This is a genomic window from Chryseobacterium sp. Marseille-Q3244, assembly GCF_940807095.1.
In the GTDB taxonomy this organism is placed as follows: domain Bacteria; phylum Bacteroidota; class Bacteroidia; order Flavobacteriales; family Weeksellaceae; genus Chryseobacterium.
The window spans coordinates 17788-39988 of record NZ_CALNWX010000013.1 but is presented as its reverse complement, the minus strand read 5'-3'; the positions used below and the strand labels follow the sequence as shown (position 1 = coordinate 39988).

Below are 22201 nucleotides of genomic sequence, written 5' to 3'. Positions count from 1 at the left end.
ATGGAAGGTTTTAGTAAAGAAAAATTTTTAATACCACGGGCATGAGTATAGAATATATAGTAGAAGGGAAGATAAAAACTCAGGTAAAAGGAGATTATCTGGTATTTTCTAAGGAAAATATCACCCACAATAGCGAAAACTCTCTGGAACAATCCGGGAAAGAATCCGGAGTTAGCTATAATAAAGCCAAAACGATACATCCTAATGATAGTCCTGTTAATGTATTGGAAGTAAGCCTCAATCTTTTTTTTGACGGTACTCAAAACAATAAAACCAATACTGATCTTGGGAAAGATTATGAGAAATCTAACCATGATGATGACAGTTATACCAATGATTATTCTAATGTAGCCAGGGGCTATGATGCTATAGATCCTGCGGCTCAACATCAATATGCTGTATATATAGAAGGTATTGGAACCAAAGATGGAGAGAGTGAAATGCATTTTTTTGGGAATGTTCCTAATACTGGGATTTTATTTGGAACAGATGGACGTGGAGTGAGGGCAAAAGTGACAAAGGGCTGTGTGGAAGCAGGAAAAAAGCTGGCAAAATATAGTGGAAAAGACATTCATCTGAAAGTAAATGTATTTGGTTTTAGCCGTGGAGCGACTGCTGCAAGGCATTTTCTACATATTGCTACGAATCGAGCTAGAATTCTTAAAGGATCTAGTAAAGATGGAATGGCGATTCCTCCTCATGAAGCGGAAGGTAAACGAATTAAAGTAAGATTGGATGATGATCTGATATTAAACTATGGTTATTTTGGAGCTTGTTTGATTGATAATAAGGTAATTCCTAAAAAAATAGCATTCAACTTTGCCGGGTTATATGATACAGTAGCTTCTTATGGGATGGACCACCGTCCAAAGTCGATAGCAGGAGTTCCTATAATTCATGGAGATACAAAGCAGCTTGGACTAGATGCTGTTAAAAAAACCTATTTTACTTTACAGATTGCAGCAGATAATGAATATCGTGATAATTTTGATTTAACTGATATTGACAGTACAGGAGTAAAAGGATTACAATTTATATTACCTGGTGTGCATTCTGATATCGGAGGCTGCTATGTCAACCAGAATGAAGAAAAAGTAGATCTGTATACCGAAAGAGAAAATGAAGGCAGAAAATGTGAGCAATTCAGGAAAATACTGATAGAGGAAGGCTGGTATACCCCGGAAGAAATTGTGGTGAAAAAAATAATCTCAGTCCATAAATATGGAGTCAATACCAAATACATATTGGTAGGAACACGAAGACCCTTTAATACGTACGATAAGGTTTCGCTTAATACCATGTTTTATTACTCAGGTCAGGATCAGTTTGGGGTAAAATATTCACAGAAAGGAATTGATAATCACAAAATAACAGATGTTTTTCTTATCGATATATATAGTCAGTTGAGAAATTATATGAATGCTTGTAGTACATTACGAAACACCTATGTAGCAGAGTTTAACAAAAGTAATTCATCGGGAGATTATCTTTCAAAAATAAAAACTTTACATTATGAAGATTTTGTAGATTTGGATCAACTTAAAACGTTGAGAAATAAATACCTTCACTGGTCTGCCAGTGCCACTAAAATAGGGTATGGTCCAAGAGTAGGAAAAGTTGTAAGTGGAAAAGAACGAATCAGAAATATACAATATGGATAAAGCTCCCTATACAATAAGATATATCATACAATATTTTGTATGTTTCATACTCTGTATTCATTTAATACAATGTCAGAAGATGGATGATAAAAAGATGGCATTTCATGTGGAAATTTCACAGCCTGATAATAGATATCAGGTTACCCCTGTATTTGATAAAATAAAAACATTAGAAGGAAACCGTGCAGGATTACCTTATGGAAGTTCTTCCGGGAATTGGGGTGACTCAGGTAAATCATGGACGGAACAATATGGAACTCCAATTGGTGCAGATGTTACTTATTATGCTGATTATGAAAATAAGTATTATCGATTGAATGTAGATTTTCCCGTAGATACTATAAAGGATTATATGGAGCGAGCTTATTCCAGATGGGATGACTTACAAGGTGAAACCAAGGAATATAAGAAATTAGGTAGAGGATATAGTGCTTCTAATGGTGTTAATGCTTATGACAGTTTTTCTACATTAGTTTTTGGTTTTGCTCCCAAGGGTATGGTCGTGGTATGGCTCAACTTTGGAAATACCCGTATTGAATTGGGAAGGTATCAGGCTCAACCTGTTACAGATGCTGTTGAAATTGCTAAGGCTAAAGAAAAATATCTTAAGATGTATCGTATAAGCCCTGAACGCTATGATGAATCACAAAAAGAGTATTTTATTCCTGATGCAAGTCCTAAAGAATGGGATGCTTACAGACAGCGCTACCCTTGGCGTCCGATAGTAACCTCTACAAATCCTAAATTCAGGTTGTTTGAAATACTCAATTATACTTATAATGGCGAGAAAGAAGGGGCATTGAGACCCTGGGTTTTAAATATACCTTACAAAGAAAGAGCAATTCCTCAGGAAATGGTATTTTTCTGGGAAACCGGAAAAGAAAAGCAGGAACAGCGAAACGCACGTGCTTTTTTCAACTGGGAAAAGACCAATGAAGCCTTCAAACAAGCAGGAAATAAGATCGATATGCAGGTGAAGATTGCTCCGGATAATGATTCTATAGAAATTTTACTCAATGGTAAGCCTTTAGCAACGGATAGTATCCGTATTTATCAATGGTCTGGGGACTATAAAGAAAGCTATAGGTAAGTCTTTCGATCAGTTTTTCTTTTAAAGCATCTGTCATAACACTCCCTTTTTAACCCTTTTTCGGAACATAAGAGAAAAAATTTCCACATTAAATAAGATGAAACCTTGATTATTTCAGGGTTTTTGTCTTGATTGTGTCATTTTGTCACAAAAAGGGATATGGTACAAATGTTGTGAAATAGTGAGTGTAAATTAAATATAAAAATTAGAAAAAAATAAAATATTATGAGTAAAATAATTGGAATTGACTTAGGAACAACCAACTCTTGTGTTGCTGTAATGGAGGGTAAAGACCCTGTTGTTATTCCTAACGCAGAAGGTAAAAGAACGACTCCTTCTATTGTAGCATTTACAGAAGATGGAGAAAGAAAAGTGGGTGATCCTGCAAAAAGACAGGCTGTAACGAATCCAACAAAGACCGTTTACTCTATCAAAAGATTTATTGGTACACACTTCAAAGAAGATGCTGCCGAAATCTCAAGAGTACCTTATAAGGTTGTTGCTGGACCAAACGATACCGTAAAAGTAAAAATCGACGACAGAGAATATACACCACAGGAAATTTCTGCAATGACACTTCAGAAAATGAAGAAAACAGCTGAAGATTACCTTGGTCAGGAAGTAACAAGAGCGGTAATTACTGTTCCTGCCTACTTCAACGATGCCCAAAGACAAGCGACTAAAGAAGCTGGTGAAATTGCAGGTCTTAAAGTAGAAAGAATTATCAACGAACCTACAGCGGCAGCATTAGCTTACGGTCTTGATAAAAGCCATAAAGATCAGAAAATCGCAGTATATGACCTTGGAGGAGGTACTTTCGATATCTCTATCCTTGATTTAGGAGATGGTGTATTTGAAGTATTGGCTACAAACGGTGATACTCACCTGGGAGGTGATGACTTCGATGACGTGATCATCAACTGGATGGCTGACGAGTTCAAAGCTGAAGAAGGGGTAGATTTGAAATCAGATGCTATTGCTCTTCAAAGATTAAAAGAAGCAGCTGAAAAAGCAAAAATCGAATTATCTTCTTCTGCACAGACTGAAATCAACTTACCTTATATCACAGCTACAGCTACAGGTCCTAAACACTTAGTGAAGACTTTAACTAAAGCTAAATTCGAGCAATTATCTGCTGATCTTGTAAGAAGATCTATGGAGCCGGTTGCTAAAGCATTAAAAGATGCAGGTTTATCAACTTCTGATATCGATGAGGTAATCTTGGTAGGAGGTTCTACAAGAATCCCAATTATCCAGGAAGAAGTAGAAAAATTCTTCGGTAAAAAACCATCTAAAGGAGTAAACCCGGATGAGGTTGTAGCAATTGGTGCAGCGATCCAGGGAGGTGTATTAACAGGAGACGTAAAAGACGTATTACTTCTTGACGTTACTCCACTTTCTTTAGGTATTGAAACGATGGGTTCTGTATTCACTAAATTAATTGAAGCGAACACTACCATCCCAACTAAAAAATCTGAAGTATTCTCTACAGCTTCTGATAACCAGCCAGCGGTAAGCATCAGAGTAGGACAAGGGGAAAGATCTATGTTCAACGATAACAAAGAAATCGGTAGATTCGACCTTACAGATATTCCACCATCACCAAGAGGAGTTCCTCAAATTGAAGTAACTTTCGATATTGATGCGAATGGTATCCTAAGTGTATCTGCTAAAGATAAAGGAACTGGTAAAGAGCAGTCTATTAAAATTCAGGCTTCTTCAGGTCTTTCTGACGAAGAAATCGAAAGAATGAAGAAAGAAGCTCAGGAAAACTCTGCAGCAGATGCTAAGAGAAAAGAAGAAGTTGAAATCTTCAACAAAGCTGATGGATTGATCTTCCAAACTGAAAAGCAATTGAAAGAATTCGGTGAAAAACTTTCTGCTGATAAAAAAGCAGCAATTGAAGCAGCTCACGGAGAATTAAAAACGGCTTTCGAAGCTAAAAATTCTGATGACGTAAAAGCTAAAACTGAAGCGTTAGATGCAGCATGGATGGCAGCTTCTGAAGAATTATATGCAGCTGGTCAACAGCCAGGTGCTGATGCAGGTGCTCAAAACCCTGGTGGAAACAACGCTGGAGGTGAAGATGTACAGGATGCAGACTTCGAAGAAGTGAAATAATTACTGATTAATAACAGTTAATAAAATATAGAAAAACCGTCTTAGATAACTATCTAAGACGGTTTTGTTTTTTGATATTTGCTGATTTTATTTTTTTGTGTTTTTGATGAGTTATTTGTATCAGCATAATGGTAAACTTAAGAACGTATACAAATTGATATCGTCAAAAAGTTATATACATTTGTATTCCAAACAATAAATCATATTAATTATAGTTGCAAATGAAATTGAAATTATCTTTTATTTTGATTATATTTTTTATAGCGATCAGAGCACAATCAAAAAATGATTTAAATTCTGAAGAAAAAGAATATATTTCAAAGTTTATATATCCAATAAACACTTTTAATCCGGAAGAAAGCGACAATAATGATTTGCTGATCTTAAACAAATTAATTGGAAATTCTACAATAGTAGGATTAGGAGAATCTACTCACGGTTCGAGTGAAGTGTATCAAATGAAATATAGGATAAGCAAATATCTGATAGCTCATAAAAATTTTAATGTCTTTTCGCTCGAAGCCAATATGCCTGAAAGCTTTTTAATGAATCAATATATTCAGGAGGGAAAGGGAAACCCTAAAGATATTCTAAAAGGTATGTATTTTTGGCTGTGGCAAACTGAAGAAACTTTAAATTTTGTTGAATGGTTAAAAAAATATAATGAAAATCATGATTCAAAAGTATTTTTTGATGGTTTTGATATGCAGTATGCAAAAGGAGCGATAGATCAAATAAGAAAAATATATCAGGAAAATCACTGGTCTGAACAAGAGATTAATGACCTTGAAACAGCTTTAAAAGATAACAATAGAGGCTTTAGAACTTATTCTAAAAAAGGTCAAAACACTATATCTGAGTATCTGTTTTTAATAAAACAAAAATCTATCTCAATAAAAAATCCAGAAGAGAAATCGCGCTTCCTGCAAAATGTAGATATTATCAGGCAATATATCGAACTCAGTTTTATTAAGAGGGACCAATTTATGGCGGAGAATGTTAAATGGATGAAAGAAAACTATCAGAATTCTAAAGTAATTGTCTCGGCTCATAATTATCATATTGCCAAGTTAAAATCAGATAGAATGGGGTATTGGATAAATGAAATGTACCATAAAGATTTTGTGAATTTTGGATTTGCCTTTTATGAAGGTACTTATTCTGCAAGTATTGATGGCAAACTAGGTACTTATAACTCAGAAAAAGCAAGGCCGGGAACATTAGAATATAAGCTTAATTCACTCGATATTCCAATTTTTATTTTGGATTTAAAAGCAATCAGAAAGGATGACAACAAACTAGGCCATTGGGTATTGAAAGATATTCTATTTCGCAAAACGGGATCAGGGACAGATAAAAATGAATTTAAAAAAACAAATGTTGCTAATTCTTTTGATTATTTGATATTCATCAATAAGTCAACCAATTCAAAACTATTAATTGGTAACTCAAAATAAAACATCAAAAATAAACAACCAGGAGAGTCCATTCTTTTGGAAAACCTTACCACAGAAATAACTGCAGATAAAATCATAGACGCGACATTTACTTTTGATTTAAATGATTATTCTATTTGGATTGATAAAGAAGATTTTTACGTTTCCGTACAGGTTATGAGTGGATTTACAGGTGATTTTGGTTTTAGTGCAGCATTATTTAGAACTGTTTTTGAAAGAACTTTTTACAGCAATTGGGAGAAAATAAGTGCAGGAAGTCCGGCAATTAATATTGATGTAAAAATTGAAAAAGAAAAGCAGTCCGAAATAGTAATTTTTATCATTGATATTTTCAGGTATATAGTTATTGATGTTATTTGTAATATATCTTTATTATGAAATATAACTTGTTGATTTATCGTATGTGTGTTATATTAGAAAAATAAAATTGCAATTATTTATATTAATATTACATCGTTTAAAAAGAGGAAAGAATGTGGAAAAAGAAGCCCTCCTTTTAATGGATACACATCAATTTTAATTGTATATAGCCATCATTACCATGAAAAAAAATCTTTTAAAAAAGGAAGCTGCTGATCTTATTATTGCAAGAGTTAAGAATTTATCAGCAATTCACCAACCTCAATGGGGAACCATGACAGCCAGTGAAATGCTTCATCATTGCAATTCCTGCAACCGGCAAATCTTGGAAGAAAGCAGAGGCAATAAAAAGACTCAAATAAAACAGTACCTGTTGAGAGTTCTAGCTCTTTATATCGCTCCCGATTTTAAAAAGAATATCCAAGGTGAACCGGAACATAATGCCAAAGGCAAAACAAATGATCTTGATTTTGAAAAGTATAGAAATGAGTTTGTTAATTTAATTAATAAATTCCCTGGCAATACTCGCTCTTTAACCCTTTCTCACCCTGCTTTTGGAAATATTTCAACCCACGAATGGGGCATAGCAGCATACAAGCACATGGATCATCATTTGAGACAATTCGGAGTCTGATTTTCTATTTCAGTGACTATTTTTATCCTTTGCTATTCTTAATTTTTACTGTATATTGTAATAAAAAATGAACTTCTTACAGGTATTTATACAAACTTCAGATATCGTAATGGGGGCTGCTTTATTTGGAGTATTGAGCTATATCATTGGAGGTGGTATTACTGCATTGATTGCCTATATAATGATTCCGAAAACATTGCCTAAAAGTAAATCTTATTATAGAAATATCTTTTTAATTGGAGGAGCCGTGAGCTTTATTCCTGTTTTTATTCTTCTGTTGTACTTTTTGAGTCTTTAGAATTGACGGTTTTTTCATAAGGAGTATGTAGATTTGAAGAAGGAGAGTAATATAATTTCTTTTTTTATTGTTTATTTGCGAAAACTATTTTGCATATCATGAATTATACTAAAGGGAAACTCATTACTTATTCTTCTTTACTGACCCTTTTATTAGGAATACTTACCAGTATTATTTTTTATAATTTTTATAAAGGTGAAACAATAAACGGCTGGATCTCTTATTTTTATCTGTTTAAGCCTTTATACCTGTTTAAAGCGCCTTTAGAAACTCCTTTTAATCTGTGGGAAACCATTATTTATTTTATTCTGTTTCTTGGGATTATTTTTTACCTGAAAACAAAAGGAAAAGAAAAAAAATTACTCGGGTTTGTTTTTTCTGTGGTACTGATAAACAATATCATGTTAGCGCTTTTCGGAATTTTTAATGGTTTATATTTTTCTTTTAACCCTCCGTCAGGAATTTCTTTGGAAGGGCAATCCACAGCAATAGTTCCAATAATACAACTTCTGATTCAGATAGGTTATATTATCTTGAGCTTCATGGTTCTTAGAAAGATCAAACTGGAAAATAAAAAAGAAAGGACAGCTTCTGCTGAGGCCCTTAAATATGCTGTTCAATGGCAGAGAGGGTTCCATTTGCTGATTGACAGCTTGGTAATGATAGCTGTGTTTACAAATTTTGTTTTGGGATTTTCTTTCACTTTAAAGAACAATGATATTTTCCAAAGCTACTTTAATAATTATTGGGGTTTGGCAGTCATCATTGTTTTGATCAGGCTGGTTTTTTATCCCGTCTTTGAATTTTATTTTGGATCAACGCCAGCGAAATTCTTAACAGAATCAAGAGTGGTGGATCAAAATAATAATCAACCTGGATTTAAGACTATTTTTATACGAAGTCTTTATAGAAGTATTCCTTTTGATTCTCTCTCTTTCTTTAGCAAAAATGGATGGCATGATTCACTTTCCGAAACCTATGTTATCAAAGAAAAAAGAGAAGGAATACATCCCAAGCAGTTTTTGTGGATTCTGGCTTTTGCTGTTCCGGTCATTATGTATCATTATTTTATTAAAGAAGCAATAAGCGATTATAAATACGCTCAGTTTTCAGAAAAAGAAGAAGGATATGATGAGCAGTGGTATAATCACAGCAGAAAGAATATCAATACCAATCAGTTCTATGTAGTTCAGGCTATGGATTATGCTCCTGATAATAACGTCTTAGGTTTAAAGATAGAAAAAATCAAAGGAGATGATGTAGAGGTAAAAAAAATAAAGCTGATGGATGGTTTTAGCAATGATTTTTGGGGAGTGAAAATGGATTATGACCGTCAGGTTGATACTGCTCAGGTTTATACCATATCCCGTATGAAACTGGAAAGTTTATTTCCACAAAATAATATGGAAAAACATAAGGGAGTCAATGCTCAGGATCTGTTCAATAACGGAGTAAGATATAATTTTAACAATGTATATGAAGTAAATGTTCCCTATTTCGATCTGGGAAATACCTTTTATGATACCCAGCAGGAAACTCAAAGTAATAGCGGTAAATTGATCATCGGAAACAGAGGGAAAAGTGGAAGAGTTATTTCTGTTAAAAATATAAAAGGTGACATTGTCTGGAAAGATCATTTTCCGGTAAACTTTGGTGCTGCAAAAGGGAATACTGAAGAAAAAATTGTATTAAAAACCAATTATTCAACTAAAACGAAAAATAGTACCTCTGAAATTATAGTAAAAGATTCTCTAAATAATCAACAAAATTATATTTTGGAAATTAATGAAGGGGTTTTAAAAATTTTTAGGGTAAAATAATGTTCCCTATGGATTCTATTATATTGCTGTATCTTTATCGTTTCAATTTTATCATCGGAAATACAAAATATATGAAGAAGATCATCTGTATCATAGGGCTGCTGGCAGTGTTGGCAAGTTGTAACCAATCTGAGCATAAAGGGCAGCAAAAAGATGAATCAAAAGAAGAGAAGTCTTTATCCAAAGAACAAGAATCAAATCCAAAAGAATCGAAAGACAGGATTTCCAAAGAAGAAGCTGTAAAATTGGCTGTAAAACAATTTGAAGCTTATTTACCTAAGATTCTTAAAACTTATGATGATGGAGTCATTGACCTGCAGGATCCTCATGTTGGAGATTTTACCGGTGATGGGATAGAAGATGTAGCTATTTACTGGAATATTGCCCCTGAAGGCGGAAATGCACTGATAGGACAGGGATTATCCTTATACAAAAATGATGGACATTCCGTTAAAGTGATAGCCGGATATGAACCGGATTACCTGTTTGCCTTTGATACCATTAAAAATGGAAAAATTATTGTAGAAAAACTGGAATATACCGAAGAAGATGGAAGATGCTGTCCTTCAATAAGGACTAAACATGCCCTAACCATCAAAGGAAGTAAAGTATATTAAATGAAGCTAACCTCTTAAAAATCTGAAATATTCGAGTTTTTAAGAGGTTTTTCTATTTTCCAAAATATTTTTACCCCATTCATTGATATTATCCAACAATGGAATGAATGAAGTGCCCAGCTCTGACAAGCTATACACTGTTTTTACAGGAGGTTTTATTCCGAAAACAGTTCTGGTAATCAACCCATCTCTTTCCAACTGCCTCAACTGAAGACTTAGCGTTGTTTCAGTGATAAAGGAAAGGTCTTTTTTGAGTTCCCCAAACCGCTTGTCTCCGTTTTTTAAGTGACAAAGAATTACCCCTTTCCATCTTCCGCCAATAAGGTCCATGACAAAGCTTACCGCACAGGGATAAGATTTTTGGTCAACATTGATATAGGAAGTCTCACATTCTTTTTCCATCTTTTTTATAGTATCTAAATTGATAGTTATTTTATTCTAAGGCTGAGGAATCTATTTTTACACAATAATAGACATAAAACAGGAAATAATAAAATGTATCAATTAGCACAGATTAACGTAGCCAGAATGATTGGGATGAATATTGAAGACCCGGTAATGAAAGAGTTTGTAGAGCATTTTGATTCAGTGAATCAACTGGCGGAAGAGAGCAATGGTTTTGTATGGAGATTAAAGGATGAAGATAATAATGCCACAGGTTTTAATCCGTTTAATGATGAGCAGGTGATCATCAATCTCTCTGTATGGAAAGATAAAGAATCATTAGAATACTTTACTTATAAGACTTTTCATGTGGATTTTTTACGAAGAAGAAAAGAATGGTTTCAAAAATATGGGAAAGCGTATTATGTACTGTGGTGGATTAAAGATCATCAATATCCAAGTATAGAAGAAGCGTTGGAAAGATTAGAATATCTCCAGAAGAACGGTCCTTCGGAATTTGCTTTCAGTTTTCAAACTGCATTTCAGAAGCCGGAATTAAATTTTTAAGGCTAAAAATCTAAATTTTGTATCTTGTCTGTTCATTACCAAATATAAAATTTAATATAATATATAATCTGCCATGAAAAGCATTCTGATTGTACTACTTGGTTTTCTGTTTTCGGTTTCCATCTACGGGCATAAAAATAGGTCTGATGATGAAATTTCTGCCCAGGATAAGATCCTTTTACAAAAATTCTGGAGAGATTTTACAGATGCTGTGACCAGAAATGATAAGGAAAAAATAAAAACACTCTGTGAATTTCCTTTCTATTGCAGACCTTGTCTTAATTATACAGAATATAAAAACAGTAACCCTGTCACAGTGAAGGTAACCAAGGAATTATATCATAAAAAACATTATAAAATCTTTTTTGAAAAAGAGCTAAAAGCTGAAGTTAAAAAACATCGGAAATTTAATGTACAGTTTTTTCATCCTTATTTTAATAAAGAAGTGAATATACACGGAATTTCTTTTTTATATACGCTGGTTCCGCCTTCAAAAACTAGGGAGGGTACTCAGGGAATGATTACTCTGGTGAAAAAAGCGGGAAAATTTAAAATAACCGGAATTGACATTATTCCATAATTTAATCTAAACCTAAAAAAGAATTGTTAGAAGAAAAAGCATAGAAGGAACAATGATAGCTCAGTTTAAGATGGTTTTGGTGGGTTATTAAAACTCAAAGTAACTTCTTTCCCTCATCCAGCTTCCCACCTTAAAAACAAATCATAAACGATGCTGATGGGGCCACGGCTTTCCTTTTCCTGTTTCGCAAAGTAATTTTAAGCTTCTCAAAAACTGTCCCCAGGTGTAATTACATTCAGCGAACATAGGCGAGTACATATCCCATCCTTTGTGATAGAAAATTAATAAAGTACCGCTGTCATATACTAACTGATCAATTTGGCCTGCCATTTCCGGATGCATTTTGCGTAATGTTTCTTTATCTCCTGATAAAAGATGAAATGAAATATCAGTTCCTATCCATTCATGGGCGCCTGTAATACAATGCCACTGAATTTCTTCAAAAGGAACAAGCTTTACAATTTTCATTTCTTTAAAATAATCCGGACCAAAAGAGAACCGGGCAATGCTACCCACTTCAGTACTGGTTTTGGTATGGGGTGTCCACCACGCAGACAACCCGGATTGACTGGTGATGGCATGATAAACTTTTTCTCTTGATGCACCAATCAGTAAAGAATGATAAATGTTCGACATATTCAATGATGAGTTATAATGGTTTGGTTTTTAATTTAATACTAAAAATACAAAATAAAAATAAACCATAAAAACTAAAACTATTTCTACCCTCATTTCAAATTATTAAAGGAACAAATATCAAATGTAATAGTGGCCTAATAAACCGTTTTTTGTACTTTAGTAATGATAAAACTATGCTGCCATGAGAAAAAAGAATTAAAGTCCAATGTTTTTTCTACAACCGAACAATGATATCTATTGTTTTGCTATTACGAGCTATAAGACACCGTTGAACACCAAAAAGTAATAAAAATTAAACCACTAAAAATAGTAACAATGAAGTTGACAAAATACTTATCCTTATTCTTTCTGATCGGATTACATCTGGCGTACTATGGACAAAAAAAACAGGTAAATCAACCGTTGCAAATAAAGGCTGAAGTGTTTACTCAAAAAATAATCCATCTGATTACTGAGAAGGATTATACCGCCTTGAATCAATTAACAACTAAAAAAGTGTATTGTTCTCTATGCTTTGATGAAGCACCGGAAAAAAGTTATTTTATGGGAAAAGATCTTTTTTACAAGAAACATGTCAATACTATTTTCAACAAAGAATTATTGGAAAGACTGAATCGTAATGAAACAGAGTTTTCCTATGACGGAGCTGATCCCGGATTTAAAGACAGAGATTATATAGTATTATACACCACTTATCGCCCAAATGAATTTGGTGACGGCCATGAAGGGGCTCAGTTTGTCTTCTGGCTAAAAGAGGAAAAAGGAAACTTTAAGCTTTCTGGAGTAGAAACCATACCTTAACAGTAACATAGAACCACAGATTCAAATGTTGAAAATATTATCATTTTTATGGATAGTTGTCTATTGCATGACCGCCTGCAATTGTGCCAAAGGAAAAAATGATGCTTCCAAAAAAGACGATGGTATCATTTCAAAAATATATCACAAAAGTGGCTCTAATGATACAGATACTCTATGGGTTTCACAGAATGACTCTACTGTTTTCAGACAGGAAGAGGTAATGATAAAGCATCCTGACAGTTATCCCAAATTAACAATGCGTTATAATTTGATAAATCCTAAAAATAATGCGTATTATTTCATTTATAATGACAAACAGCAACTGATAGAAGAAGGAAAATATACGGCTCAGTACATGTATGAAGGAATCACTTACAACGATGGTAATTTTTATAATCTCAAGAGCTATTCTTATAAAAAGAGCGGGAAGCTGCGAACGAGGCACTATCAGGAAGACGGAAGAAATCTTAAAACCGAGTTTTTCAATAATGATGGACAGTTGACGGAAATAAAATATTTCAATAAGAAATCTTCAGATATAGAAAAAGTGGAGATCTATAAAAAAGGAAAGCTTAAAGAAACCAGAATCTATAAAGGGTTTAATAATTATGATACCGTGAAAGCAGGGGAGTAGCTTTTATTTTGTTTCCGGATTATATTGCACCCATTTTTTAGAATAGTTTGAAGATGTTCATAAGAGTAAATGGATCTGGATTTTAGCTTTAATTCGTCCCATTAATGTATTTTAGGTCTTATGAGATAGTAAAGCTGGTTTTCTTCATCAATTAACAGTATATAGTCTCCGTTTTTAGGCTGGTATACAAAATAAGAAAAAGGATCTTTTACAGCATTATCAGGACGTTCTATGATAACATTCTGTTTGTAATGCAGTACTTTTTTGGGCATCTTGATGGAAAAGTAAGATGTCCCTGTCCATCCCTGATGGCCGGAACTATTTCCGGTTCCCCAGCTTAGGTTTTTTAAGCTCCAGAAAGTATGTGCATTCCATTTTTCTTTTTGAACATGTTCTCTTTTAATAAGTCCTGAAGGCTTATCTATCTCATAGCCGGAATTTCCGTAGTTAATTGATTTTTTATTAGGCGTGTTCTTCGGATAGCCGTGCCAGTCTTTTTCAGCGTAAAAATAATTCCAGACATTATCTTTAAATACAGTCAGTTTATATTTATATTCATTTCCGGGTGATTCGGAATGAATAATGTCATCATACATATAGTCTCTGTTGGCAATGATATCTTCCGTTTCTGCCACGGAAAATATTTTAGCATCATCTAAATTTTTATAAGGATAATGTGTAGTGTCACCATCTTTCATCCAGTTGCTGTAGGTGTTCTGATCTACATCCACAATATAATCATTGAAGGTTTGATAATTATGGATACCATTTTCAGTATTGTACTTGTATTGAAGGCTATCTGTTATCTGACCTTTCAGATTTATTTTATACCATGTATAGGTATTATCCGCCCCTTCTTTTTCCGAATTATGATCTCTTTTGGTAATGATGACAATAGTACTGTCGTTTTCCTGAATGACAGGTTCGTGGATCCCACGGGACAGTTTAATGATTTCATAGTCATTATCTTTCAGGCTGTCTAGTGTGGGATATGATTTATATTGTTCCGGAAGTTTTTCAGATCTGAGCTTATACCGTTGATAATACATTTCCGAATCAGGCAAAATAATAATGGCAATGGCAGCAATGCTCCAGAGTATAACAGATTTTTTTTTAAAATTAAATTTCATCGTGTTGGTTTTTTAGTCTTTTATGAGGGAAGGCAAAATACGATAAAATAAAGAATCTCGAAAATAAAATGTTGTTTGTATTGATTTATATAAGAGATTTAAAAATAGTTGATTCTATTATCAAATGCTATAATTTTACTTTAATTCTGAAAAGATAGTGATACTTATTTAAAACAATATTTCATGAAATGCCCTATTGATCAGATTAGAACCGTCTACCGTAAAAAAAACATACTAAAACCGGGTTTTCCCTGTGTTGAGAATTAAAAATAATTTTTATATTCACAAAAATATAAATGAATCATGAAAAAAAAATATCTAAGTGCATTGTTTCTATGTACTACTTTGGGAGTTTCAGCTCAGCAAACAGAGGTCTATTTTAAATACGATGAGGCCGGTAATCAGCGATATCGTGGGCCTGAAGTTAGTTCTAAACAGACAACTGATACTATATCAAAAACAGAATCTCAAACAATTTCTTCATCCCAATCCCCAGCTATAGATGAAAAAGAATTCTGGAAGCAGATCCGTTTATATCCCATTCCGGTTAATGATGTATTAACGATTGATTGGACAGATAAAGTAGACGGCTTAATTGAGTCTGTATCTCTTTACCAGCACAGTACTGTCCACTGGAAGTTCCAACAACAAAACATACCTAGTCTGAATAAACAGCTAAAAATCAACATGACCGGCTATGATTGGGGCGTATATGTACTACGTTTTACCTTAACGGATGGAAGAATTTTCAGTAAGAACATTACTAAAAGATAATAAAAACACAATTTGAAATCATGAAATATTACAACAAGAAAATAAAATTATTTTCTACTTTTATCTTGTCCTGTATATCCATTTTAGGATTATCGCAGACTTCACCCCCTCAAAAATTTCACGACACCAAAGGAAATATAGAAGTAACCCAGGCGGGACAGCTTCAATATACATTACCTATTGATCTTCCTCCCGGAGTAAAAAATACAGCACCCAATATGAGCCTTGTTTATGTGAGCGGGGCTGGAAACGGACTGGCAGGTTATGGATGGAATATTTCGGGAATTACTTCAATTTCAAGAGTTGGAAAAAATCTGGAGAAAGATGGCGTTAAAAAAGCTGTAAAGCTCAATTATTCTGACCACTTCAGCTTTAACGGACAGCGTTTAATTTTGAAATCAGGTGAATACGGTAAAGATGGAACAGAGTATGTGACTGAAAAATATTCCAATACCAAGATCCGCTCCATCGGTCAGAACCAGGAGCAGAATGGACCGGCGTATTTCGAGGTAACTTTTGAAGACGGCTCCCAGGCCTGGTTCGGAGAAACGTCTGCTGAATCAGCAATGGCACGAACCTTTATTGATTATAATATTGTAAAGTCAAAAGATGCAAATGGTAATACCGTTAAATACAACTATCAGCTAGAGGACAATGTTGCTGTTATCAAAAGTGTTGAATGGGGCGGAAATGAGGATCAGAATACACCACATTTTAATAAGATTGAATTTACTTATACTACAAGACCGATACCTGAGACTGCCTATGTTGCAGGAATGCTCTTTTCACAGTCAAAGCTGCTAGCATCTATTACCATATCAACAAACAGCCAGCAGTACAAAAAGTATAATGTCACTTATAAAAAGGATCTACAGGAAACAGGTTACAGGTATCTGGATAAAATTACAGTTTTAAACAGCAAAAATGAAGAAGCAAATCCTGTGACCTTTACTTATGAAAAATCAATGGATCTCCCCAATCCTAATATAAGAACCTGGGAAAAGAGTTCATCATTGAAGGCAATGGATGATCAAGACTTGCTAGGTGATTTTGATGCTGATGGTAATATCGATGTACTAAGGTATCATTCTACAACTTCACAAACTATACAACATGTCGGTTTATATTTGTATAGCAATCTGTATGGTGCTCAATATGACGCAATAGTTCCAACTTATTTAGGAAACACCATTACGCTAGAGGATTTTAAGGGTGCCACAGCCGTTAATTTAAAAAAGGATAACCTTATTCATAACCGGCAGGGATTTGTTACCAGTAAATATGTGACTAATCCCAGTACATCAAAAAAAGATCTGGAGTTATCTTTTTATAGCCTTACAGGGAGCAATCAATTGAGTATGGATTATAAAAAGGTTATTCCCTCTGCGAGTTGGGATAAAACTTCCGGAACGAGCCAGAATGGAACAAAAACAGCAGTTAGGGGGTTAACAGGTGTTGATTTCAATGGTGATGGTTTAAGTGAATTGGTTTTAAAGCTTAATGATAAGGTATGTAGCTCAATACCTGTAAACAATTCTGACAGACTTCCTTTTGAGTGTAATGACTATATGAGGTACCACGTTATTGACGCTGATGAATCGACCTCAAATAACGAATGGTTTTACCTTTTAAATCTTTATCCTGATTTTGATAAGAGGGATAAAGATGTATTTACTACACACAGGATTGGAGATTTCAATGGTGATGGTGTATTTGACTTCTTAAAATTAGATGAGAATAAGAAACCATTCCTTATTACTTTTCAGAAGAACCCTCAGGGAAAGTATATTTCTGAAATGGCTCCGTATCCAATAAATGCAGTAAATAATCAAAGCCTGATGGGTCTTTGGGAAGATTGTGTGGTCGGAGATTATAATGGGGATGGACTTAGTGACATCATGGTTCCCAGTTCAAATGATTCGGACCTTTGGTACCTCTATACTTCTACAGGGAATAGTTTCAAATATGATACTGTCAATTTTGAAAAACTTCAAAAAGACAGGATAGTGGCGGAAGATAGTTATGAGAGTATCATAGTGAAAAACCCTAAGGTTTTTGTTGCCTATGATATTAATAATGATGGTAAATCAGAGCTTATACGTCTTTCATCTGGAAGACGTTATTATAAACAGTCGATTCAGGACAGCAACCAGGGAGTAAAATACTTAAGATCATTTGGATCTTCTGTTAATGTTTGCTCAACTTTTGGCGGGGGCGGAATTCTTCATGACAGTGATTCGCAGCCATATCCCAATAATAGTATTGTCTATTTAAATAACAACAATATTAATCAAGAGCTGGCAGTAAATGAAAGAGATAAAGTAGGTTTAGCGGTTGATTTATGGTCAGGCACTATGCTTAGAAAGCTTGTATTGGTCTCAATGGTTTCTGCTGTTGGAAATGGGTATGTTCCCAGTGTGGAGCAGCTTATAGATTATCATTCTTATTATGATATTTCTAAAGAAGCCCGTATCCAGAGTATCTCACAGGGAGGTATTACAACCAATGTTACTTATAAGCAATTGGATAAAAGCATAAATCCGGGATTATATGATGTTTCTCAAACAGAAAACTATCCCTATGTTCAGGTTAGCCAATCCGTGGGAATGTATGTTGTTTCAGGGATTACCCAGTCTACCATGACGGATAAAAAGCTGAAGCAGGATTTCAGGTACAGGGGACTTACCTCCAACATCCTTGGAGGAGGAATGATTGGATTCAGAAAAACAGCCCGCAGCTCATGGTACGCAGATGGATTTGAAAATACTAAAGTATGGTCCGGCGTTGAAATTGATCCTACAAATGAAGGCATTCCTGTCAAAGAGTGGTCAATTAGAACCAATGATGAAACTAAGATATTTCCGGCCGATATTTCTGAAAATAATACCCAGTTATTAAGCTTTAAGTCTATCATCTATCAGATTGATAAACTCCTGAACGGACAGTTGATAACCACTGTTTCTAATGCTGATAAAGCTAAGGTGGTTACTGTAATTCTTCCTAAAATCAATAAAGGAAAGGACTTTTTAACAGGTATTACCGCTGAAAGTACAATCATTTATGGAGAATATTATCTTCCGGTGCAAAATACTTCGAATATTAATGCAGGATTTTCTTTAAAGACTTCTGCTTATGAGTATATTAATAACCCTACAGGAGCAGGTAAAAATTATTATATCGGGCGCTTGAAATCCAAAACGGACATTGTTCAGGCATATAATGATACCAAATCGGGTAAGGAGGAATATACTTATGAAAATATGAATCTGAAAACGATAAAAAAATGGAACACTGACAATACAGGATATCTTCTGGATACCTTTCAGTACGATGGATTTGGAAATGTACTTCAAAAAGTGACTGCTAATAGTGTGGATTCCCATACAGAAACTTCAAAAACCGAATTTGACGCAAAAGGAAGGTTTGTTATAAAGAAGACAGATAATTTAGGTCTCGACACGCAATTCACTTATAATGATTGGGGCCAACTACTTACGCAAATGGATCCGATGGGAAATACTATAACCAGTACCTATGATGCATGGGGGAAATTATTGACCTCTAAAACTAATTTAACCGGAATGACTACGTATGCCTATGACAGAGACAGTCATACCAATACCATCGTAACTCAAAACAAATCGGATGGTGATGTATCAAAAACTTTCACTAACAGATTGGGGCAGCAGTACAAAGTGTCTGCTAAAGCTTCAATGCAGGGACAGTTTATTTCCAAGGAAACCCAATATGATATCTTGGGAAGAAAAGTCATAGAATCGGAACCCTATTTTGAAGGAGAAAATGCGAGCCAATGGAATGTGATGGAGTATGACGATTCTGTTTTCCCTGCCAAAGTAAAGGTTACAGCATTTACCGGTATGCGGTCTGAGACTGTTGTTTCGGGTCTTACAACAACTGTTACGGAATTAAGCGGATATGGAAGGGTGACTTCAAAAATCAAGGATGCTTTAGGTAATGTAAAATCTTCTACTGATAAAGGAGGGACGATACAGTTTTCCTATAATGCATCCGGGGACCAGACTCAAGCGAAATATGCAGAAAATGTTGTGACTACCGAATATGACTCCTGGGGAAGAAAGTCTGAATTTAATGATCCTTCAAATGGCATTTATAAATATGAGTACACAGGTTTTGGCCTGCCCAATAAAACGATAAGCCCAAAAGGCTACAAAGAATATACTTACAACGCCAAAGGGCAGCTTGTTTCCCAGAAAGAATTTTCTACTATTGACAATGGGCAGACCACCGATAAAACGATTGTTTTTACTTATAATGGAAAAGGACAGATCACGGGTAAATCAGGTATAGCGAATGGCCAGGCATTCGGTTCAGTTTTAACCTATGATCCACAGGGAAGGTTAATTTCCTCTACAGAGAACAGTAACGGAAGAACGTATATTCAAAAAGGTATCATTTATGATTCCAATGACAGGATTTCTTCGTATGAAAAGCAGCTACAGTCGAGCGGGATCACAACTAAGGTTGCCATCCAGAACATCTACAACAGCTGGAACGGAGAACTCCATCAGATTAAAGACAAGAATTCTGGTAAGATTCTTTGGGAGCTGAAAGAAGCCAATGCGAAAGGGCAGGTTTTAAAAGCGAAGCTGGGGGAATCTGAGATTTACAACAGATATGATCCAACTGGTTTTCTTCAGGAAACTAAACAAGGGGCTTCTCTCCAGCAGCCAATTCTGAATATCCAGTATGCTTTTGATGCGGTCAAAAATGAATTAACCTTCAGAAAAACCATGGGGGATCTTTATCTTGAAGAATCTTTTGATTATGATGATAACAACCGTCTTGTGAATTGGACAGACCCGGTAACGGGAATTAAACCATCGGCCAACAGAAATAAGTATGATATAAGGGGCAGGATCACCGAAAATGACGCTGTTGGAAAAATGAAGTTTGAAAACTCCGCGAAAATCTACCAGCCTTCCGGAATGACCTTAAATTCAGCGGGGACCCAAAATTACAATGGAGATCTGATCCAGACTATTCTTTACAATGAAAATAATGATCCCGTGTCTATCTATGGTGAAAAGTCGCGCATAAGCTTTGGCTATGGACTGAATGGTATGAGACAGAGTGTCGATATTCAAAGACTGAAAAATGACGGCGGTGCAATAGGATTAAATACAAATGGAGAGGGTGCCCTGGCCCCTAATGCAGCTCAATGGCAGCATATACTCTCTAAATTTTACAGTGAAGACGGAAGCTTTGAAGTAGTCAGAGAGCCCTTTACGGGGCTGGAAAGGCATATTCTGTATATTGAAGGAGGGCCGTATGAATCTAATATCATATATTTGAAGAACTTTGGTGAGACTTCCGGTTCTTATAAGTTTTTGCATAAAGACTATATAGGAAGTATCCTTGCCATTAGTGATGAAGCCGGAAACAAGCTGGAACAAAGGCATTATGATGCGTGGGGGAATTTTACCCATCTAAAATTAGGTAATGCACCCGTCATTACAGATAAGGCAAGTATTCAGGGAAATTATTGGCTTATTGACCGTGGGTATACCGGCCATGAACATTTTATGGAAGTGGGCATTATCCATATGAACGGGAGGTTATATGATCCTTTGCTCAGAAGGTTTTTAAATGCTGATGAAAATATTCAGGATCCTATGAATACCCAGAATTACAATAAGTATGGGTATGTGATGAATAACCCGCTGATGTATAACGATCCTGATGGAGAATTTTTGTGGTGGGCAGCCGGAGCTTTAGTAGGTGGATATTTAAATGGCGTAGCTGCTAATGGTGGAAACTGGAACCCCGGAAAATGGGATTGGGAAAGAACATGGAGTGCAGTTTTGGGAGGTGCTATTGGTGGAGCCGCTGTTTCAGGAGCATTGGGGAATATAGCAAGCAATGCAGGAGCCATTAAAAGCTTCTTACCGGGAATTGTATCAGGAGGATTAAATTCTGCATTTACCGGAGGTAATTTCTTGGGAGGTGCTATGAGCGGTATTTCTTATACAGGAAATTTATTTGATAATAGAATGACTTCTGCAAATATGAATGACAAACAATATGCTAGATTAAACCAATTATTTAATTCAGAAACAGCTACAATACTAGGTAAAAACATATTGGCTAGATTTTTGGAGAAAAACGGAATAATGCCTTATGATCCTGCTACTGCTACGAGTTTGAATAAAATAATATCATTGTTTTCATCACCTGGGCAATGGGTTAAAGTTGGAGATACAAGCACTATTGTTGATTTTTCTACAGGATATTTAAATTATTCTGTAAATTCTACTACAAAACTTTTAGAATTATTTATAAATGGTAATTTAGAAAGCATAGCTTGGGGAGTAACGAATCCTATAAATGGTAAAATAATATTAGCACCCCGTTTAATAGATAAAATAGAGCATAACTTTTGGGCAGCCTCGATCGTTATACACGAACAGGATCATTTCTCTAATTTTAAAGCAGGCCTTTATCAAGGTAATAGTTATATTGCCCAAGAACTAAATGAGTTGTCCGCTTATAGAGCTGCTGCCAAGTGGACAGGGTTTATGGAGAAACAAGGACTTGTTCATTTACAAAATGTTATTGAATATTTTTTAAAACTATCTGAAATTAAATTTTAATT

The 22201-nt window shown here is 34.9% G+C and carries 18 protein-coding genes; 15 read left to right on the top strand and 3 right to left on the bottom strand.

Going from position 1 to position 22201, the window contains the following annotated elements; genetic code table 11:
• Window positions 1-41: 41 nt before the first annotated feature.
• The 9 genes from NBX25_RS18945 to NBX25_RS18905 all read left to right on the top strand — a co-directional run bounded on the left by NBX25_RS18945 (window position 42) and on the right by NBX25_RS18905 (window position 10058).
• Window positions 42-1661, top strand: coding sequence for a phospholipase effector Tle1 domain-containing protein (locus NBX25_RS18945; protein WP_250254969.1), 1620 nt, complete (start codon window positions 42-44; stop codon window positions 1659-1661).
• 79 nt (window positions 1662-1740) lie between these two features.
• Window positions 1741-2751, top strand: coding sequence for a DUF2931 family protein (locus NBX25_RS18940; RefSeq protein ID WP_250254967.1), 1011 nt, complete (start codon window positions 1741-1743; stop codon window positions 2749-2751).
• A gap of 225 nt (window positions 2752-2976) precedes the next feature.
• Window positions 2977-4872 carry a molecular chaperone DnaK gene (gene dnaK / locus NBX25_RS18935; protein WP_123857315.1) on the top strand — a complete coding sequence of 632 codons (1896 nt, stop codon included), beginning with the start codon at window positions 2977-2979 and terminating at the stop codon, window positions 4870-4872.
• Window positions 4873-5093: 221 nt separating this feature from the next.
• Window positions 5094-6329 (top strand): erythromycin esterase family protein, encoded by a 1236-nt coding sequence (locus NBX25_RS18930; protein ID WP_250254965.1) that lies wholly within the window; start codon window positions 5094-5096, stop codon window positions 6327-6329.
• A 36-nt stretch (window positions 6330-6365) separates the two neighbouring features.
• A complete protein-coding gene (locus NBX25_RS18925; protein ID WP_250254964.1) occupies window positions 6366-6707 on the top strand; it encodes a hypothetical protein in 342 nt (113 codons plus the stop codon).
• Window positions 6708-6870: 163 nt separating this feature from the next.
• Entirely contained in the window at window positions 6871-7323 is a 453-nt protein-coding gene (locus NBX25_RS18920) for a DUF1569 domain-containing protein (protein WP_250254962.1), read from the top strand.
• Window positions 7324-7390: 67 nt separating this feature from the next.
• The gene (locus tag NBX25_RS18915; protein WP_123910543.1) at window positions 7391-7621 is read left to right on the top strand and encodes a hypothetical protein; all 231 of its coding nucleotides are present in this window, start codon (window positions 7391-7393) and stop codon (window positions 7619-7621) included.
• Between the two features lie 98 nt (window positions 7622-7719).
• A complete protein-coding gene (locus NBX25_RS18910) occupies window positions 7720-9441 on the top strand; it encodes an RDD family protein (protein ID WP_250254961.1) in 1722 nt (573 codons plus the stop codon).
• An 8-nt stretch (window positions 9442-9449) separates the two neighbouring features.
• Window positions 9450-10058 (top strand): membrane lipoprotein lipid attachment site-containing protein, encoded by a 609-nt coding sequence (locus NBX25_RS18905; protein WP_250254959.1) that lies wholly within the window; start codon window positions 9450-9452, stop codon window positions 10056-10058.
• Between the two features lie 39 nt (window positions 10059-10097).
• Here NBX25_RS18905 and NBX25_RS18900 read toward each other — a convergent pair whose 3' ends face one another.
• Window positions 10098-10460, bottom strand: coding sequence for a winged helix-turn-helix transcriptional regulator (locus NBX25_RS18900; protein WP_123857308.1), 363 nt, complete (start codon window positions 10458-10460; stop codon window positions 10098-10100).
• Between the two features lie 93 nt (window positions 10461-10553).
• On the opposite strand from NBX25_RS18900, the gene NBX25_RS18895 reads away from it, so the two are divergent.
• Together NBX25_RS18895 and NBX25_RS18890 are read left to right on the top strand one after the other, a co-directional pair.
• Window positions 10554-11009 (top strand): DUF3291 domain-containing protein, encoded by a 456-nt coding sequence (locus tag NBX25_RS18895; RefSeq protein ID WP_250254958.1) that lies wholly within the window; start codon window positions 10554-10556, stop codon window positions 11007-11009.
• 73 nt (window positions 11010-11082) lie between these two features.
• Window positions 11083-11589 carry a hypothetical protein gene (locus tag NBX25_RS18890; protein WP_250254956.1) on the top strand — a complete coding sequence of 169 codons (507 nt, stop codon included), beginning with the start codon at window positions 11083-11085 and terminating at the stop codon, window positions 11587-11589.
• 141 nt (window positions 11590-11730) lie between these two features.
• Here NBX25_RS18890 and NBX25_RS18885 read toward each other — a convergent pair whose 3' ends face one another.
• Window positions 11731-12225 carry an SRPBCC family protein gene (locus NBX25_RS18885; protein ID WP_198418053.1) on the bottom strand — a complete coding sequence of 165 codons (495 nt, stop codon included), beginning with the start codon at window positions 12223-12225 and terminating at the stop codon, window positions 11731-11733.
• Window positions 12226-12543: 318 nt separating this feature from the next.
• On the opposite strand from NBX25_RS18885, the gene NBX25_RS18880 reads away from it, so the two are divergent.
• Together NBX25_RS18880 and NBX25_RS18875 are read left to right on the top strand one after the other, a co-directional pair.
• The gene (locus tag NBX25_RS18880) at window positions 12544-13029 is read left to right on the top strand and encodes a hypothetical protein (RefSeq protein WP_250254954.1); all 486 of its coding nucleotides are present in this window, start codon (window positions 12544-12546) and stop codon (window positions 13027-13029) included.
• Window positions 13030-13054: 25 nt separating this feature from the next.
• Window positions 13055-13663 (top strand): hypothetical protein, encoded by a 609-nt coding sequence (locus NBX25_RS18875; protein ID WP_250254952.1) that lies wholly within the window; start codon window positions 13055-13057, stop codon window positions 13661-13663.
• Between the two features lie 101 nt (window positions 13664-13764).
• Here NBX25_RS18875 and NBX25_RS18870 read toward each other — a convergent pair whose 3' ends face one another.
• Entirely contained in the window at window positions 13765-14793 is a 1029-nt protein-coding gene (locus NBX25_RS18870; protein WP_250254951.1) for a hypothetical protein, read from the bottom strand.
• A gap of 303 nt (window positions 14794-15096) precedes the next feature.
• Here NBX25_RS18870 and NBX25_RS18865 point away from each other — a divergent pair, with 303 nt between their 5' ends.
• Window positions 15097-15567, top strand: a complete 471-nt coding sequence (locus tag NBX25_RS18865; protein ID WP_250254949.1) for a T9SS type A sorting domain-containing protein — start codon at window positions 15097-15099, stop codon at window positions 15565-15567.
• Window positions 15568-15587: 20 nt separating this feature from the next.
• Entirely contained in the window at window positions 15588-22199 is a 6612-nt protein-coding gene (locus NBX25_RS18860; RefSeq protein ID WP_250254947.1) for an RHS repeat-associated core domain-containing protein, read from the top strand.
• Window positions 22200-22201 lie beyond the last annotated feature (2 nt).